The sequence below is a fragment of the Gluconacetobacter tumulicola genome, assembly GCF_014174215.1.
Classification (GTDB): domain Bacteria; phylum Pseudomonadota; class Alphaproteobacteria; order Acetobacterales; family Acetobacteraceae; genus Gluconacetobacter; species Gluconacetobacter tumulicola.
The window spans coordinates 26373-42529 of sequence record NZ_JABEQL010000032.1; the positions used below are offsets into that span (position 1 = coordinate 26373).

Below are 16157 nucleotides of genomic sequence, written 5' to 3' on the forward strand. Positions count from 1 at the left end.
CCGCCGCCTTTGGCGGGGTGCGGGGCAGAGCCCCGCTTTCAGCGAACCAGGGCTCGCTGAAAAGGCTCCGACCTCACTTGTTATCAGGCAGCGTGTAAACCACCAGCGCATCACTGACCGGGGTCATCATGAAATGATGGCCACCCGCCATGATGGCCACATACTGCTTGCCCTTGTACTCATACGTCATGGGCGTGGCCTGCCCGCCACCCGGCAGCACGTCGTTCCACAGTTCCTTGCCGCTTTTGGCATCGAACGCATGCAGCATGTTGTCGGTGGTGGCACCGACAAACACCACGCCACCCGCCGTAATCACCGGCCCGCCATTATTGGGCGTGCCGATCGTCACGGGCAGATAGGTCGGCACACCCCACGGACCGTTGGCCCGGGCACTGCCCAGCGGATGCTGCCACAGCACCTTGCGCGTGTGCATGTCGATCGCCGTGATCATGCCGTAAGGCGGCTTGTTGCACATCATGTGCGTGTACTGGTTCCAGAACGGCGAAACCACGATGCCATACGGCGTGTCGGCCATGGCGCCATTGCCTTCCGCCCCGCCACCGCCAGGTTTGAAATTGGGATCGTCGATCGGCATCAGGCCCAGCGCATCGGCCTTCTTGCGCGTGACGAGCTGATCATACATCGGCGTCACGTTCCAGTTGGCGATCAGCACGCCCGTCTTCGGATCGTACGCCATGCTGCCCCAGTCGCTTCCACCGTTATAGCCAGGATATTCGATCCACGGCCTGTCGACGCTGGGGGCCGTGAACTCGCCCTCATATTTGGCACGGCGGAATTGCAGGCGGCAGAAGAGCTGATCGATGGGGGACATCCCCCACATGTCGCTTTCCTTCAGGTCCGGCAGGCCCAGGCGCGGCATGCCGACCGACCAGGGCTGCGTGGGCGAACGCGGATCGCCCTCTACATCAGTCTCCACCGGGGCCGGACGTTCCTCGACCGGCAGGATCGGCTTGCCGTCGCGGCGATCGAGCACGAAGGTCTGGCCGCGCTTGGTCGGCACCACCAGGGCCGGCACCGGGCCGTCCTGGCCGGGGAAGTCGATCATGGTCGGCTGCGAGCCGATATCGTAATCCCAGACATCCTTATGCACGGTCTGGAACACCCAGCGCGGCGAACCGGTCTTCACATCCAGCGCCACGATCGCGGACGAAACCTTGTTCTCCTCCGGCGAGCGCATGGCGGAATAATAATCGGCCGCCGAATTGCCGGTCGGGACATAGACAAGGCCCAGCGCATTGTCGCCCGTCATGGTCGCCCAGGAATTGGGCGTGCCACGGCTGTAATGCTGGCCTTCCGCGGGCTCGCCATGCTGGTCCGGGCGATTGACGTCCCATGCCCACAGGAATTTTCCCGTCTCGGCGTCATAGCCACGAATCACGCCCGACGGCGCCCAGCGGCGCTGGCCATCCAGCACTTCGTGATTCACCACGATCGCGCCGTTCACGATCGGCGGCGGTGCCGTCATGGACACGAAGCCCGGAACGGATTCCCCCATGCCCTTCATCAGGTTGACCTGGCCGTGATCGCCGAAGCCTTCGCACAATTTGCCGGTATCGGCATCGACCTCGATCAGCCGCATGTCCAGCGTGCCTTCGAGGATCCGGTTATGGCAGGGCTCCCCCTCAGACACGGTGGAGGACGTGTAATACACCACCGCCTTGCAGGCTGCCGTATAGGGAATGCTGGCATATTTCACGCCGGCCTCGTGCCGCCAGATTTCCTTGCCGGTCGCCGGGTCCAGCTTCACGATGTCGTTCATGGCCGTACACATATACAGCCCGTCGCCCACCTTGATGGGGGTACTCTCGGCGGCCCATTTGTTCACCTGGCCCGGCGCCGGCTTGCTGCCGGTATGATAGATGAATGCGCGCGTGAGCTGCCCGACATTCCGGGGCGTGATCTGCTCCAGCGGGGAAAAGCGCGTGGCGTCGGTATCCCGCCCGTAGGCAGGCCAGTCATCATGCGCCGGATGGCTGCTAATCTGCTCGACGGCAGGTGTGGCCTCACCGGGCTCGGCCGGCGGTCCATCGGGAATATTCGCGGCATTGACCCCGGGCGCCTGCGGCGCAAAAGGCGACGGGCCTGCAAATTTGTCACTGGGTTTCTTCCCGGGCGCATCCGCGTCTCCCGGCCCGGGCGGGGCCTCCTTGTAGGCACTCTGGGCCCGAGCCGGCGCGATGCCTGCCGTCGCGGACAGAAGCACGAGGCCACACAATGCCGTGGCGGCAGAAAGATCCGTCCTGGGCATCACGCAATTCCCCTCTGTGCCAAAGATGTTTTCTGAAGGCGGCGCAGAACGGGAATGGTCAGCACCACGAGAACGGCAATCAGCGTCGGTCCCAGCACGCGCGGCAGAAGCCCCCAGCCGTCAAACCCGACCTCCCACAAGGCCCACGGCCAGGTCAGCAGCCATGCCAGCAGATACAGAAAGGCCCCGGCAACCGAGCCCATCAGCATGAGAATACCGCCGGCGATAATGGCAGCGCCCGCCACGACATAGTAAAGCGACCCACCGAGCAGGGCCAGCTCAGCACCCATGATCAACAGGGGAAGCCCAAGAAGAATGAGCAGTACCGCAACCGCGCACGTCGCCCATTCCGAGGCCCTTCGAGGTCTGTATAAACCCGCCATCCATCAATGCTCCGAACAAAACATCATTCCAAGGTTTTGTGGACCATCGGGTTCATCCGAAAAAGAACTGATTACAAAAAGGCAGTTCAATATAAAGTGCGCGCCCTATCGGACAATGCGCACCATCGGCGAGATGCGCCTCCGCAAAAGCTTGAGGGAGGCGCAGCGCGCATGGCTGAAAAATCCCTTTCCATCGCTCGGTTTCTGTATTTTGGGGGATGATATGCGGCTGCATCGCCATCCCTGAATGGAGACGACAAGCTTCAGTCTTTCCAAGAGGATCTTTAGAAATATTGGTCGGAAATCGCCACGATTCCCATGCATACCCGTCCGGCAGCGAGACAGGGCACCCCAGGAAAACGATGGCACGGCCCTGATGGTCAAACAGAGAGCACCGATGACGGTGCCGACAATGATGGCCAGCGCGATGCCCCGAATGGCCGGATGATGCGTCTTGACCCCAAATGAATGGATTCCAAAGGCACCGCCTTTGGCGGGGTACGGGGCAGAGCCCCGCTTTCAGCGAACCAGGGCTCGCTGAAAAGGCTCCAGCCTCACTTGTTGCCAGGCAGGGCGTAAACCACCAGCGCATCACTGACCGGGGTCCTCATGAAATGATGCCCGCCCGCCATGATGGCGACATACTGCCTGCCCTTGTACTCATACGTCATGGGCGTGGCCTGCCCACCGCCCGGCAGCACGTCGTTCCACAGTTCCTTGCCGCTTTTGGCATCGAACGCATGCAGCAGATTGTCGGTGGTGGCACCGACAAACACCACGCCACCGGCCGTCACCACCGGCCCGCCATTATTGGGCGTACCGATCGTCAGCGGCAGATAGGTGGGAATGCGCCACGGGCCGTTGGCCCGGGCACTGCCCAGCGGATGCTGCCACAGCACCTTGCGCGTGTGCATGTCGATCGCCGTGATCATGCCATAGGGCGGCTTGCTGCACAGCAAGCGCGTGTACCGGTTCCAGAACGGCGAAGCCATGATGCCATACGGCGTGTCGGCCAGGGCACCTTTGCCTTCGGTCCCGCCACCGGCCTTGAAGCTGGGATCGTCGACCGGCATCAGGCCATCGGCTTTCCTGCGGGTCAGGATCTGATAGACCGGGGTCACGTTCCAGTTGGCGATCAGCACGCCCGTCTTCGGATCGTACGCCATGCTGCCCCAGTCGCTTCCACCGTTATAGCCAGGATATTCGATCCACGGCCTGTCGACGCTGGGGGCCGTGAACTCGCCCTCATATTTGGCACGGCGGAATTGCAGGCGGCAGAAGAGCTGATCGATGGGGGACATCCCCCACATGTCGCTTTCCTTCAGGTCCGGCAGGCCCAGGCGCGGCATGCCGACCGACCAGGGCTGCGTGGGCGAACGCGGATCGCCCTCTACATCAGTCTCCACCGGGGCCGGACGTTCCTCGACCGGCAGGATCGGCTTGCCGTCGCGGCGATCGAGCACGAAGGTCTGGCCGCGCTTGGTCGGCACCACCAGGGCCGGCACCGGGCCGTCCTGGCCGGGGAAGTCGATCATGGTCGGCTGCGAGCCGATATCGTAATCCCAGACATCCTTATGCACGGTCTGGAACACCCAGCGCGGCGAACCGGTCTTCACATCCAGCGCCACGATCGCGGACGAAACCCTGTTCTCCTCCGGCGAGCGCATGCCAGAGTAATAATTGACGGCCGCATTGCCCATGGGGACGTAAACAAGCCCCAGCCCATCGTCGCCCGTCATGGGGGCCCAGGAATTGGGCGTGCCGCGGCTGTAATGCTGGCCTTCCGCGGGTTCACCGTGGTCGTCCGGGCGGTTGACGTCCCATGCCCACAGGAATTTTCCCGTTTCGGCGTCATAGCCACGAATCACACCCGAGGGCGCCCAGCGGCGCTGGCCATTCAGCACCTGATGGTTCACCACGATCGCGCCGTTCACGATCGGGGGCGGTGCCGTCATGGACACGAAGCCCGGAACGGATTCACCCATGCCCTTCATCAGGTTGACCTGTCCGTGATCGCCGAAGCCTTCGCACAATTTTCCGGTATCGGCATCGACCTCGATCAGCCGCATGTCCAGCATGCCTTCGAGGATCCGGTTATGGCACAACTGCCCCGCCGGCACGGTCGACGCGGTATAATATACAACCCCCTTGCAGGCCGCCGCATAGGGAATACTGGCATATTTCACGCCGGCATTATGCCGCCAGACCTCCTTTCCGGTTTCCGGGTCCAGCTTTACTATGTCATTCATGGCCGTACACATATACAGCCCGTCGCCCACCTTGATGGGGGTGGTCTCGGCGGCCCATTTGTTCGCCTGGCCCGGCGCGGGCTTGCTGCCGGTATGATAGATGAATGCGCGCGTGAGTTGCCCGACATTCCGGGGCGTGATCTGCTCCAGCGGGGAAAAGCGCGTGGCGTCGGTATCCCGACCATAGGCAGGCCAGTCATCATGCGCCGGATGGCTGCCGATCTGCTCGACGGCAGGTGTGGCCTCACCGGGCTCGGCCGGCGGTCCATCGGGAATATTCGCGGCATTGACCCCGGGCGCCTGCGGCGCAAAAGGCGACGGAGCCGCTAATCCCTTACCTTCTTTTTGTTCGGATGCATCCGCCTCACTCAAGCGGGGCGGGGCCTCCCTGTACGCGCTTTGGGCCCGAGCCGGTACCATGCCTGCCACTGCGGACAGAAGCACGAGGCCGCACAATGCCGTGGCAGCAGCGGGATTGACCGCCGCCATCACGCAATATCCTTCTCTGCCACGGCTATTTTCTGAAGGTGGCGCAGAACCGGAATGGTCAGCATCACAAGAACGGCAATCAGCGTCGGTCCCAGCAGGCGCGGCAGAAGCGCCCAGCCATCAAACCCGACCTCCCACAAGGCCCAGGGCCAGGTCAGCAGCCACGCCAGCAGATACAGCAGGGCCCCGGCAACCGAGCCTCTCAGCATGAGGATGCCACCTGCAACAATGGCTGTTCCTGCCAGGATATAGTAAAGCGACCCGCCAAGCAGGGCCAGCTCGGTCCCCATGATCACCAGGGGAAGTCCAAGAACAATGAGCAGTACCGCAACCGCGCACGTTGCCCATTCCGAGGCCCTTCGGGGCCTGTATAAACCTGCCATCCGATCATGCTCCAGAGGAAACACCACCCCCCAACATTATGTGGCGCATCAGGTTCTCTGGAGAGCGACTGATCGTAATGAGTTCTTCAAGACTCAGCACGCTCTAACACGTTCATTCGTCTCGATATTTGAGACAATTCTTAAAAATTCCCAATGATCGGCAGACGTTCACGATCACGGAAAATCCTGTTTGTTTCCTCCATTCCCATATTTTTGAAAAACGAAAAAATAACGAAAAACTTTCGATCCCATCAGATCAAACCAGACGCCGAACCGGGCGTTCGATTACACTCCCGGTCGCGCGGAAAGCGCGGCGTCTTCCTTCAGCGCCAACTGCGTCAATCGCTGTTCATTCTTCCTCAGGAAGAGCCCCGAGAAGAACAGGCCGATGATCGTCACGATTCCGATCGCCATGCCGGTCGGACCGGACAGCTGCGAGATCTTGCGCCCAAGAAGATAGGTGCCCACGGCATAACCGCCCGCCCAGCACGTGCCCCCCAGGGTATTGAAGAGCATGAAGCGCCGCCAGCGCATGTTGCATGCCCCGGCCAGCAGCGCCACACAGACACGCAGCAGCGAGACGAAGCGCCCCAGGAAGACGATGGCACTGCCATGATGGCTGAACAGATAACGCCCGAGAATCAGCCGTTCGGACGTCAGGCCAATACGGGCACCATGTTTCTCGAGAAGCGGAAGGCCGAAATGCCGTCCGATCATGTAGCCGAAATTGTCACCGATGACGGCACCGGCAATGGCGACCAGCGCAACGCCCTGAATGGCCAGATGGTGCGTCTTGAGGCAATAGAGCGATGCCGTAATGATGCAGGTTTCAGCCGGGATGGGAATGCCCATGCTCTCCAGCAGAACGGCCAGGGTCACGATACCGTAACCATAATGGTGCAGCAGGCTGTCCAGATGCTGAAGCAGGGGAGGCTTTCCTTGCGCTGATCGACCAGCCCGTTTGATGGGGGCAAAATACCCCCCGGGGGAAGAGAAATTAGCGCATGACAGCCCTTCCCCAACGGTCGGCGCGCAGCCGATGGCCCTTCGCGATCAGCCGCTGCCGTCGTTCACATCAGTCGGCGGAACCGAAAATATCCTGCAGCGCGCGTTTCATGACGCTGGCATCAAGCGTTTTGCCCAGCCACAATTCCACGCCGATCACCCCCTGGTTGACGAGCATGCCAAGACCGTCGAGCGGCGTGCAGCCGCGCGCCTTCGCCTCGCGCAGCAGGTGCGTCCTGGGCGGATTCGGGATCACGTCGGCGACGATGTGCCCTTTCTTCAGAGTGTCCAGCGCAATCGACGGGAGCGCATCCTTGTCGCCCAACCCGATGGAGGTGGCATTGATGAGGATATCGACATCCTCGGGGATGCGTACCGCGCCGTCCCACGGCATGGCGGCCGCGTCGCTTCTGGTGTTGTCGCGCACCAGCGCCGCGATGATTTCGGCTTTCGCGGGGTCGCGATTGACGACCGTGATATGCGCGGTGCCGGCAAGGCCCAGCTCCACCGCAATCGCCCGGGCGGCGCCCCCCGCACCCAGCAGCAGCACCTTCTTGCCGCGCGGATCGGTCACCTCTTTGAGCGAGGCCAGGAAGCCCTTGCCGTCCGTATTGTCACCGGTCAGCCGGCCGTCGCGGATGGTCACGCAATTGACCGCGCCGATAATCTTCGCGGCCTCGGACAGCGCATCCAGATGCTGGATGACCGCAACCTTATGCGGCAGCGAGCAATTGAACCCGACCCATTCCATCGCCTTCGCACCCCGAACGGCATCGGCGAGATTGTCGGGCTTCACATCGCAATTGATGTAGCGCGCGTCGATGCCATGATGGCGATAGGCGGCCTCGATCATGGCAACCGTCGGGTTGTCGGCGCAAGGCGTGGAGAAAGATCCGGTCAGGATGCTCAGGAAGCTCTCGTCACTCATTCGACGCTCCGGAAACAGGCGTTGCGATCAAGTCGCGTAGCTATGCATAAGCGGCCCCGGGATGTCCAAGGTTGAGAAATGATACCAAGTTAAAACCATGGCCCGATGCCACCACACTCAATCAATTGCGCATCAATCACGCCTTTACGAAATCCCGGATGCCCGCGCGCAAAAACTTCAGATGTCACAGAAGAAGGACAGGAGCGGCGTGAAATCTGTGCATGACACCGAACGCCGCATCAGGAATCACGACAAATTACCTGAAGGAACACTCTTCCCCTATCAAGAAAGTTTCGAATTCGCTCCCCGATGAATCCACAAGATTGAACGAAAGCATTTCAACCATAAACAAGATGGACCTCAGAGCCTGACCGGAAATGTGGGCTGGCGAGCGAGAGCGGCCCGCAAGGGTCGCGCCCGGCGTGAGTTTCCGAGCATCGGAGCGGAGCGGCCTTGATGGCCGTAAGCACCGAAGCACAGGAAACGCGCACAGGACGCGCCGCCAGCGCGCATTTACGCTCAGGCTCTCAGAGCCCGGAAACGCGGCCATGCACAATCCTGCTCGAGATGCGACATCCCTTCGCCAGACCGTCAACCATTTCAGGATTGATGAGGACCGGGCCGCCTTTGCGCCATGCTGCGTCGGGTCCACGAAAGGACGGACGAACCTCCTCCCCTCAGCCGAGTCAATCCGATCGGATGCCCAGCCATGGACCAGGACGGTCACGACCGGACTCGGCGCCATGCGGGTCGCGCCCCCGATATCGGTTCTGTTGGTGCGAACTGCGGGACTCGAACCCGCACGCCCCTGCGGGCGCAAGATTTTAAGTCTCGTGCGTCTACCATTCCGCCAAGCTCGCCCGGCCCGCCATCTAGCATACTCGCGCGGCGGGTGAAATCCGGCAGCGGCGGTTTTCGGCAGGTTATGCGGCGCGCAGCAATGCCGGCCCGTGACGGCGCAGCCAGGCTTCGGCCATGTGGCGGTGCGGTGTCAGGCTGGCCACCAGCACCCAGAAATCGGGGCCATGATTCATGTGCCGCAGATGGGCCAGTTCATGGGCCAGCACGTAATGCTGCACGTCGACGGGCGCCATCACCAGCCGCCAGTTCAGCATCACCGTGCCATCCGCGCTGCAACTGCCCCAGCGGCTGCTGGTATCCTTGATCACCAGCCGGCGGGGCCGCAGGCCGGAGGCCCCCGCGATCTGCGCCAGCCGCGCGCCCAGCCGATGCCCGGCTTCCTGCCGCAGGAACGTCGTCAGGCGGCGGCGCAGGAACGGCGCCTCGCCGCTCACCTTCACCGCATCGTCCTCGATCCACACGCCCCGCCGCCCATCGGGGCAATGGACGATCCCATGCGGGCACCCATCCAGCACCACCTGTCCCCCGTCATGCCACGGCGCCGCCGCCGGCAGATGGTCCAGCCGCGACAGCGCCCAGACGGCATGGCTGCGCAGCAGCGCCAACCCCGCCTCGCGCTCCGCCCGTGGCGGCAGGGTAATCACGATCTCGGCCTCACGCGCATCGATCCGCAGCGACAGCCGCCGCGCCCGGCTCGACCGACGCCAGCGGACCGGCACGTCGCGCCCGGCCAGCCGGACGGTCTCGGCCTCCGCCGGCATCGGACCGGTGAGGCCGGCCCTCATTCCCCAGTGGGCGTCCGTGGCCGGCGCGGACGCGGCATCACACCGGGCCAGTCGACGATGTGATGCTCCAGCGGGCCGGCGCGACGCTCGCTGATCGCCCGTCCCCGTACCGAAATCCCGGCCTCATGCACGGTATCGGGCGAGCCCGACACCAGCGGATGCCACCATGGCAGCTTCCGCCCTTCGGCCAGCAGCCGATAGGCGCAGGAAGGCGGCAGCCAGTCGATCTCCGCCAGGGCCTCGGGCGTCAGCTGCACGCAGTCGGGCACCTTGCGCCGGCGGCACGCGTAATCCGAGCAGCGGCAGCTTTCCAGGTCCAGCAGCCGGCAGGCAACCTCGGTAAACAGGATCTGCTCGGTCACGTCCTCGCGCAGCTTGTGCAGGCAGCAGCGTCCGCAGCCATCGCACAGCGATTCCCATTCCTCGGTCGTCATTTCGTCCAGGCGGCGGACCTGCCAGAACGGCTTTGTATCGGTCATGGCGACCGTCTTACTGAATCCGGCCGGCCGAGAGAAGAAAAACGCCGCCTACCCGTCCAGAACGCCCATCATCACGGCGCCCGCCACCGCCAGCGCCGCCGCACCCAGCGCCGCCGGCCCCAGCAGCGGCAGCCACAGGCCGCGCAGCCGGACAACCCGCCCGGCCCCCAGACCCGCCGCCGTCCGCGCCAGTCCGGGCGGCAGGCGGTCGAGCGCGCGCAGAAGCGGCAGCAGCACCAGCGGCACCAGGCAGACAGCCTGCGTCACGACCGGCTCCGCGCCGCCATCCCGCCAGGGCCCGGACAGCGCAACGGCCCCCATCCATCCGGGAATCGCCAGTGCCAGGGCACAGACCTGGGCGGCCGACAGCACGCGCCGCCCCCGCGGCCCCGCCCGCAGCAGCAGGCCGAGCCCGCACGCGGCCAGGGCTGCCCCCCCTTCCACCAGCAGACCGACGACCAGTGCCGGCGACGAGAAAGCCGGCAGCCCGGTCATGGCGCGGCCAGCCAGTCCGCGAAGCGCCGGGACAGATCAGGCAGATGCTCCTGCCAGAAGGCGGCATCCATCGGCACCGGCTGCGCCGACGGCGCGTCCGGACGCGCATGATAGAGCGAAGCGAACCGCGCCACCTGCTCGGGCTGGGTCATGAAATGCAGCAGGCTGCGTGCCCGGTCGCGCGTCGCCCGATCCAGATCGGGCGCAACACCCCAGGACAGGCCGTCATCCAGGCTCTGTTCCCATTGCAGCCCGACATCGCGCTGGCCGGACCCGGCCGCCGTCACCTCGCCCCCCACCGCGCTGGTCATCAGCACACTGCCATTGCCGATGATGCGCGCGGATTCCGCCGGGCTGGTCCACCATTCGATATAGGGACGCAACTGGCTGAGCTTGCGGAACGCACGCGCCACCCCGTCGGGCGTCGCCAGCACGGCATAGACATCGGCTGGCGCCACGCCATCGGCCATCAAGGCGATCTCAAGCGTCGAGCGCGGGTCCTTGCGCAGGCCGCGCTTGCCGGGATAGCGGACGACATTCCAGAAATCGCTCCAGTGCGGGGCCACCGGAATGCGGCCGCGATCCCACGCCAGGGCGATCCCCTCGCGCAGGGCCGGCACGCCACACGCATCCGCGCTGCCCGGCGCGCCGCCCAGCCGCAGCAGGACTCCCTGCATGCAGGCGGCGCGGGCGGTGCTGTCTTCCATCAGCGCCACGGTCCAGGCACGGCCGCCAGAACCATGGCTGGCGGCAGGCTGCGGATCGCCATCCCATACATAGCGCAGGATGCCGACCTTCATCTGGGCCGCGAAGGGGCGGAAGAACGCCTTGTCCTGGGCGGCGCCCAGGGCGCCGCCCAGGCTGTTCACCACCAGCGCATGCGCGCGCCAGCCCGTCCGGGCATTCCCGCCGGTCGGCACGATCGCCAGCAGCAGCAGCCCGATCAGAAGACGACGGAGCGATCGGAAGGTGCGGAGCGGGCCGGACAGGGGAATGGACTTTCGCAGGGGGCGGGGCAGAGAGGCGGGCACGCTAGCCCATTTCCCCCCGGAACGGAAAGGCCACGGCATGCGCCGGCGGCCAGGCCAGCCGGGCGGTCCGTCCGGGCACGAGCCCCGTCAGGTTCTGCGCGGGCGGCCGGCGGACCAGGACCTCCTGCCCGTCCTCCAGGCGGAAGCGCAGCCGAATATGGTCGCCCATATGGTGCAGCCCCGCCAGCACCGCCGGCAGCGTGTCCTCGCCATCATCGTCGGCGGCGGCCCGCCCGGTCGGAAACAGGGTGGCGATCCGGTCGGGCCGGACACACAGCGTGCACAGCATGTCCGCGTCCACCCCCTGCCCGGCCATGGCCTCGACCCGCGCACCGCTGGCCAGATGGACCGATGCCAGATCGTCCTCGACCCACGCGACGCGGCCGGTCAGCGCGTTGGCGTCGCCAAAGCGCGTGGCGACCCGGTCGCAGGCCGGCCGGTCGAACAATTCGGCCGCACTGCCGACCTGCAACAGCGTCCGACCGGACAGCACACCGATCGCATCCCCCAGCAGCAGCGCATCATCCCGATCCCCGGTCGCCAGCAGCAGCGTCAGGCCCTGCGCCCGGGCCACGCGGGCCAGCAGGCGGCGCATCGCCAGCCGGTCTTCGCGCTCCAGCCCCGCGAACGGGTCGTCCAGCAGCAGGACCGAGGGCGCGAACACCAGCAGCCGGCCAAGGCGCGCGCGCCACTCATCCTGCGGGGCAAGGGCGTGCGGGCGGCGGGCGGCCTGTCCATCCAGCCCCAGCAGGGCCAGCACCGCATCGACCCGCGCCGCGATCGCCGGCCGCGCCAGCCCGCGCGCCTCCAGCGGAAAGGCCAGGTTCCGCCGCACCGTCAGGTGCGCGAACAGCGGATCGCGCGCGCTGAACAGCCCCAGGCCCCGGCTCCCCGCCGGCCGTGCGGCCACGTCCCGGCCATCGAGCAGGATCTGGCCGGCCACGCACGGCAGATGGCCGGCCAGCGTGTCCAGCAGGCGGGAGAGATCGGCCGCACGGTCCCCAAGCAATGCCAGGCACCCGCCGGGTGCGATCGAAAAGGACAGCGTGGGCGTGGAAGGCTCCACCGGCGCACACACAAATCCGCGAACGTCAAGACGTGGAGAGAGGGGAGCCATGCGAGAAGCGAAACCTGACAGGACGGAGCGAAAGTCGGCCAGTGTAGACAACCCGCATCAAAGATACGACCGTTCCTGAGGCACCAGCCCGTAAAATCGGCCTAACACCGCCGCTGACGACCGCCCCCGCACCCCCCTCTTCCCGGTCCGGAAGCGGAGGCCGAGCGGGCATGGACAGCCTGACGGGTCGTTGCCAAGGCGCGCGAACTGGCCGATTATCCGCGCAAGACCTGAGCCGCCGGGGCCCCAAGCACCCAGGGCGGCCATCGCCAGCCATGCCGCGATCAGCTATCTGGCCGGGCGGGCATTCCGGCGGAACGCCCGCCAACGCAGTAGTAGGGACGAAGCAAGGACCATGAAGATAGCCGAACTTGGCAAGGCCACTGTCCAGGCGGAACTGACCGTACGCCGCGAGATGGCCATTCGCATAGGCAGGCAGGTAGCATTCCTGGTTGTCGCCGCCGTGTTCGGCCTGCTGGCTGTCCTGTCGGGACACGCGCTGCTGTGGGCCTTCGCCTATCAGACGCTGGGGTTCAGCGTCCTCGGCGCGGCCATCCTGGTCTTCGCTGTGGACGCCGTGATGGCGCTGCTCTTCCTGCTGCTCGGCCGCCGCTCGATCATGACGGCGACGGAAATCCGCGCCCGCTTCGCGCGCGAACATGCGCTGAACGAACTGCGGCAGGCCCTGGCCCTGACCGCCGTCACGTCGGCGATCGCGGGCCCGGTCGGCCGCCAGGCCCTGCGCGGACTCATGCACCTCGTCCGCTCGCTCTTCGGCCGCAAGGGCGGCATCTGATCTCCTGTTGACACCCGCCTGGCAGGAGAGACGCCAAAGCCGGTTGGGGACCATGCTGAAATTGCATTGGCCCCCGCCCCCCATTTCTGGAACCCTGTTCCCTGGTCACAATTTCATGAGCATACGCCCCACATGCGTGTTCATGACAGCAGGGAAACCGGGTAGCTGCAGGGATGGCGGACTCCGAGCGTAGTGCGCGGGCACGATCCTTTGGACGTCGTCTGACCCATAAGAACGCCTCTCGACAGGGACGGCCCGGTCGTGGCGCGCCGCATGTCCGGGCCGCGCATGCGGCGGCCCGGACATGAGCATCCGGCTGGTTCCGCCCCACACGGCGCTGCATGTCCCGCGTTCGCTGGTCCGGTTCGGCGGCTTCGCCTTCCCCGACTGGCAGACGCTCTCGCCCACCATCGCCTACAGCATCCGCGCGCTGCTGGCCGTCGGGCTGGCGCTGTTCCTGGCCTTCTTCTTCCAGCTCCAGACGCCGATGTCCTCGGTCACGACGGTCCTGATCGTGGCCAACCCCGTCGTCGGCGCGATGGTCTCCAAGAGCTTCTGGCGCATTTTCGGCACCGTGATCGGCGCGACGGCGGCGGTCCTGCTGATGGCGGCCTTTCCGCAATCGCCGATGCTCTATTTCATGGGCCTGTCGCTCATCATCGGCATCGCCTGCTGCGTGTCGACGCTGCTGCGGTTCTACAAGGCCTATGCCGCCGTGCTGGCGGGCTACACCATCGTGCTGGTTTCGATCTCCACCTTCGCGGACCCCGACCGCATCTTCATGGCCGCCATGTCGCGCCTGTCGGCGGTCACGGTCGGCATCGTCAGCACGGCGGTGGTGTTTCTGGTCACCTCGGTCAGCCGGCCGGAAAAGGTCCTGCGCCAGGTCGACCAGACGTTGCGCAATATCGCCAGCCAGTTCTCGCACCCGGCGGACCTCGAGGACGCGGTTCCCGGCCAGACACCCATGCCGGACGATGGCGGCCAGCCGCTCTCCTTCCGCACTATGACGCTGACCAGCTACGATGCGCGCGCCCGCCTGCTGTCCCAGGCCAATGCACTGGTCGAGGCGATCGAATATGCCGCCGCCGACAATTTCGCGATCGGCCGCCGGGTCGATGGCCTGCGCGCGGGCGTGGCCAGGCTGCTGGGGCTGCTCAGCACCGACCACCCGATCTGGCGCGACGAACCGCCCCAAAACCCGCAATCGGCCGCCGCCCGCGACCTAGTGCATGAGGTCATGGCCAGCTTCGCCGTCACGCCGCCGGAAAACCTGCATCTGGACGATCCGGGCCATATGCGCGCGCGCCTCGCCACCGCCATCGACACGCTGGACGATTTGTCCGAGCAGACGAAAGACCTCCCCACGATCGCGTTCATCGACAATGAACGCGATATCCTGGTGCAGTTGCGGAGCGCGCTGGACGATTTCGTGGGGCCGCAGGCCCATGTGCGCCCGCTCAGGCTGCGGCTGTTCTTCGACTGGCCGGCGGCATTGCGCAACGGCACGCGCGGCGCGTTCGTGACCTTGCTGGGCTGCCTGACCTGGTACGTCTTCCGCTGGTCGAACGGCGCGGCCATGCTTGCCTACCTGATCCCGGCCTCCTGCCTGCTGGCCACCAGCCCGGTGGCATCCCGCGCCAGCGTCCTGTTCGCCAGCGGCACCCTGGCCGCCATCCCCGCCGCCTTCATCTGCCAGACCTTCCTCCTGCCCCGTATCGACGGCTATCCGCTATTATGGCTGTCCCTGTCGGTCTGCCTGCTGCCGGGCATCTGGCTGCAGTTCCATCCCCGCCACGCCATGCGCGGCTTCGGCTATGCGGTGTTCTTCAATGCCATGGTGCAGATCCGCAACCCGATCTCCTTCGACGACCTGTCGCTGATGAATGTCTGGCTGTCCTACCTGATCGCCCTGATCGGGCTGGCACTGGTATTCCGGGTCATCCTGCCGTCCGACCACCGGCTGGATACCGGCCGGCTGGTCATGTCGATCAACCGCGCCACCCAGCAGCTGGCCCGCCTGCCGCTGGACCGCCATGTAAGCTGGACGGTGTGGGAAAACCTGCAGATGCAGAAGATCCTGCGCATGATCCAGCGCTTCTCGCTGGTCGCCCCCCCCACGCGCGTCTACGAAACCACCGACGCGGCGTTCATCTCCGTCTCGGTGGGACGCCTGATCACCCGGCTGCGGCATCTGATGCAGAACCCGGCAGTTCACGCGCAGGATCGGGCGCGCGCACTGGCGGCGCTGACCGCATTCCAGCATCTGTGCACGCACCCCACCCGCACCGCACTGCTCTTGCGCACGGCGGCGCAGCAGGTGATGGCCGATGTCGAAGACCGCCCCGCCGCATCCCACGTTCCCACCCGGCGCATTGCAGCATGCCTGGAACAGGCGTCGCTCCTGGTAGACTCGGCGCCCGGATTCTTCCACAAACATGGTCCCCTGCAATTGCCTGGCGACATGCAAGGCGCCAATAACAGGCTGAATATGGCCGTCCCGCCCCAGACGCGTTCGTTCGGATTGAGAGTCGCGTGATGCTGACCGAGTTCAATTTCTTCGGTGTCTTCATGGCGCCGATCGTCGTCTACGCGATCGCCGCCCTGCCGGTGACCATGCTGATCCGTTTCCTGCTGTGGTGGACCGGCATCATGAAATGGTTCTGGCATCTCGCGCTGTTCGAGGTCGCCCTCTACACTTGTGTTCTGTGCCTGATGATCCTGTTCGTCTGAGAAACGACCGAACACCTGCCCCCTGCAAGGTCCGAGATAAACAATGCCTCTTTTGCGCACCCTGATCCGCGTGGTCCTGACCCTGAGCGTCGTTGTGCTGGCGATCGTTCTGGGGGTGACCCTGTGGGACACGTATATGATTGCCCCATGGACG

15 protein-coding genes, 1 tRNA gene and 1 pseudogene are annotated in these 16157 nt (G+C 65.1%); 5 read left to right on the forward strand and 12 right to left on the reverse strand.

Going from position 1 to position 16157, the window contains the following annotated elements; all coding sequences use genetic code 11:
* Positions 1-73 precede the first annotated feature (73 nt).
* Together HLH29_RS16860 and HLH29_RS16865 are read right to left on the reverse strand one after the other, a co-directional pair.
* Complete coding sequence (locus HLH29_RS16860) at positions 74-2269, reverse strand: pyrroloquinoline quinone-dependent dehydrogenase (protein ID WP_182968545.1); 2196 nt, start codon at positions 2267-2269, stop codon at positions 74-76.
* The gene (locus HLH29_RS16865; RefSeq protein ID WP_182968546.1) at positions 2269-2652 is read right to left on the reverse strand and encodes a glycerol dehydrogenase; all 384 of its coding nucleotides are present in this window, start codon (positions 2650-2652) and stop codon (positions 2269-2271) included. Before HLH29_RS16865 ends, HLH29_RS16860 begins: the two co-directional genes overlap by 1 nt.
* Here HLH29_RS16865 and HLH29_RS16870 point away from each other — a divergent pair.
* Positions 2585-2899: a hypothetical protein gene (locus tag HLH29_RS16870; protein WP_182968562.1), complete on the forward strand. Its 315-nt coding sequence runs from the start codon at positions 2585-2587 to the stop codon at positions 2897-2899. The two genes, HLH29_RS16865 and HLH29_RS16870, sit on opposite strands and share 68 nt — an antisense overlap.
* Positions 2900-3206: 307 nt before the next feature.
* Here HLH29_RS16870 and HLH29_RS16875 read toward each other — a convergent pair whose 3' ends face one another.
* From HLH29_RS16875 to HLH29_RS16920, 10 genes are all read right to left on the reverse strand, one after another.
* Positions 3207-5390 carry a pyrroloquinoline quinone-dependent dehydrogenase gene (locus HLH29_RS16875; protein ID WP_246374361.1) on the reverse strand — a complete coding sequence of 728 codons (2184 nt, stop codon included), beginning with the start codon at positions 5388-5390 and terminating at the stop codon, positions 3207-3209.
* Positions 5390-5686: a glycerol dehydrogenase gene (locus tag HLH29_RS16880; RefSeq protein ID WP_408871988.1), complete on the reverse strand. Its 297-nt coding sequence runs from the start codon at positions 5684-5686 to the stop codon at positions 5390-5392. The genes HLH29_RS16875 and HLH29_RS16880 overlap by 1 nt, the downstream gene beginning before the upstream one ends.
* A 372-nt stretch (positions 5687-6058) precedes the next feature.
* Positions 6059-6652, reverse strand: coding sequence for a DedA family protein (locus HLH29_RS16885; protein ID WP_338030276.1), 594 nt, complete (start codon positions 6650-6652; stop codon positions 6059-6061).
* 196 nt (positions 6653-6848) lie between these two features.
* Positions 6849-7706 (reverse strand): shikimate dehydrogenase, encoded by an 858-nt coding sequence (aroE, locus tag HLH29_RS16890; RefSeq protein WP_182968548.1) that lies wholly within the window; start codon positions 7704-7706, stop codon positions 6849-6851.
* 774 nt (positions 7707-8480) lie between these two features.
* Positions 8481-8566: transfer RNA gene (locus HLH29_RS16895), tRNA-Leu, on the reverse strand.
* Positions 8567-8629: 63 nt separating this feature from the next.
* A complete protein-coding gene (locus HLH29_RS16900; RefSeq protein WP_246374362.1) occupies positions 8630-9352 on the reverse strand; it encodes a M48 family metallopeptidase in 723 nt (240 codons plus the stop codon).
* A complete protein-coding gene (locus HLH29_RS16905) occupies positions 9349-9831 on the reverse strand; it encodes a YcgN family cysteine cluster protein (RefSeq protein ID WP_182968549.1) in 483 nt (160 codons plus the stop codon). The genes HLH29_RS16900 and HLH29_RS16905 overlap by 4 nt, the downstream gene beginning before the upstream one ends.
* Before the next feature lie 48 nt (positions 9832-9879).
* Positions 9880-10326, reverse strand: a complete 447-nt coding sequence (locus HLH29_RS16910) for a hypothetical protein (protein WP_182968550.1) — start codon at positions 10324-10326, stop codon at positions 9880-9882.
* Entirely contained in the window at positions 10323-11357 is a 1035-nt protein-coding gene (locus HLH29_RS16915) for an extracellular solute-binding protein (RefSeq protein WP_338030277.1), read from the reverse strand. Before HLH29_RS16915 ends, HLH29_RS16910 begins: the two co-directional genes overlap by 4 nt.
* A gap of 1 nt (position 11358) precedes the next feature.
* A complete protein-coding gene (locus HLH29_RS16920) occupies positions 11359-12423 on the reverse strand; it encodes an ABC transporter ATP-binding protein (RefSeq protein ID WP_338030278.1) in 1065 nt (354 codons plus the stop codon).
* 406 nt (positions 12424-12829) lie between these two features.
* Between HLH29_RS16920 and HLH29_RS16925 the strand changes: the two genes are divergently transcribed.
* From HLH29_RS16925 to HLH29_RS16940, 4 genes and pseudogenes are all read left to right on the forward strand, one after another.
* The gene (locus HLH29_RS16925) at positions 12830-13270 is read left to right on the forward strand and encodes a hypothetical protein (protein ID WP_182968553.1); all 441 of its coding nucleotides are present in this window, start codon (positions 12830-12832) and stop codon (positions 13268-13270) included.
* A 304-nt stretch (positions 13271-13574) separates the two neighbouring features.
* Entirely contained in the window at positions 13575-15809 is a 2235-nt protein-coding gene (locus tag HLH29_RS16930) for an FUSC family protein (RefSeq protein ID WP_220791567.1), read from the forward strand.
* Positions 15809-16003 (forward strand): DUF1656 domain-containing protein, encoded by a 195-nt coding sequence (locus HLH29_RS16935; RefSeq protein WP_182950834.1) that lies wholly within the window; start codon positions 15809-15811, stop codon positions 16001-16003. The genes HLH29_RS16930 and HLH29_RS16935 overlap by 1 nt, the downstream gene beginning before the upstream one ends.
* 43 nt (positions 16004-16046) lie before the next feature.
* Positions 16047-16157 (forward strand): annotated as a pseudogene (locus tag HLH29_RS16940) (efflux transporter periplasmic adaptor subunit); the annotation flags it as partial.

Bases quoted from the DNA above. Each gene is read 5' to 3' on its own strand.
- HLH29_RS16860 (WP_182968545.1), bottom strand. From the start codon at position 2,269: ATGCCCAGGACGGATCTTTCTGCCGCCACGGCATTGTGTGGCCTCGTG.
- HLH29_RS16870 (WP_182968562.1), top strand. From the start codon at position 2,585: ATGAGCAGTACCGCAACCGCGCACGTCGCCCATTCCGAGGCCCTTCGA.
- HLH29_RS16865 (WP_182968546.1), bottom strand. From the start codon at position 2,652: ATGGCGGGTTTATACAGACCTCGAAGGGCCTCGGAATGGGCGACGTGC.
- HLH29_RS16875 (WP_246374361.1), bottom strand. From the start codon at position 5,390: ATGGCGGCGGTCAATCCCGCTGCTGCCACGGCATTGTGCGGCCTCGTG.
- aroE (WP_182968548.1), bottom strand. From the start codon at position 7,706: ATGAGTGACGAGAGCTTCCTGAGCATCCTGACCGGATCTTTCTCCACG.
- HLH29_RS16900 (WP_246374362.1), bottom strand. From the start codon at position 9,352: ATGAGGGCCGGCCTCACCGGTCCGATGCCGGCGGAGGCCGAGACCGTC.
- HLH29_RS16905 (WP_182968549.1), bottom strand. From the start codon at position 9,831: ATGACCGATACAAAGCCGTTCTGGCAGGTCCGCCGCCTGGACGAAATG.
- HLH29_RS16910 (WP_182968550.1), bottom strand. From the start codon at position 10,326: ATGACCGGGCTGCCGGCTTTCTCGTCGCCGGCACTGGTCGTCGGTCTG.
- HLH29_RS16925 (WP_182968553.1), top strand. From the start codon at position 12,830: ATGAAGATAGCCGAACTTGGCAAGGCCACTGTCCAGGCGGAACTGACC.
- HLH29_RS16930 (WP_220791567.1), top strand. From the start codon at position 13,575: ATGAGCATCCGGCTGGTTCCGCCCCACACGGCGCTGCATGTCCCGCGT.
- HLH29_RS16935 (WP_182950834.1), top strand. From the start codon at position 15,809: ATGCTGACCGAGTTCAATTTCTTCGGTGTCTTCATGGCGCCGATCGTC.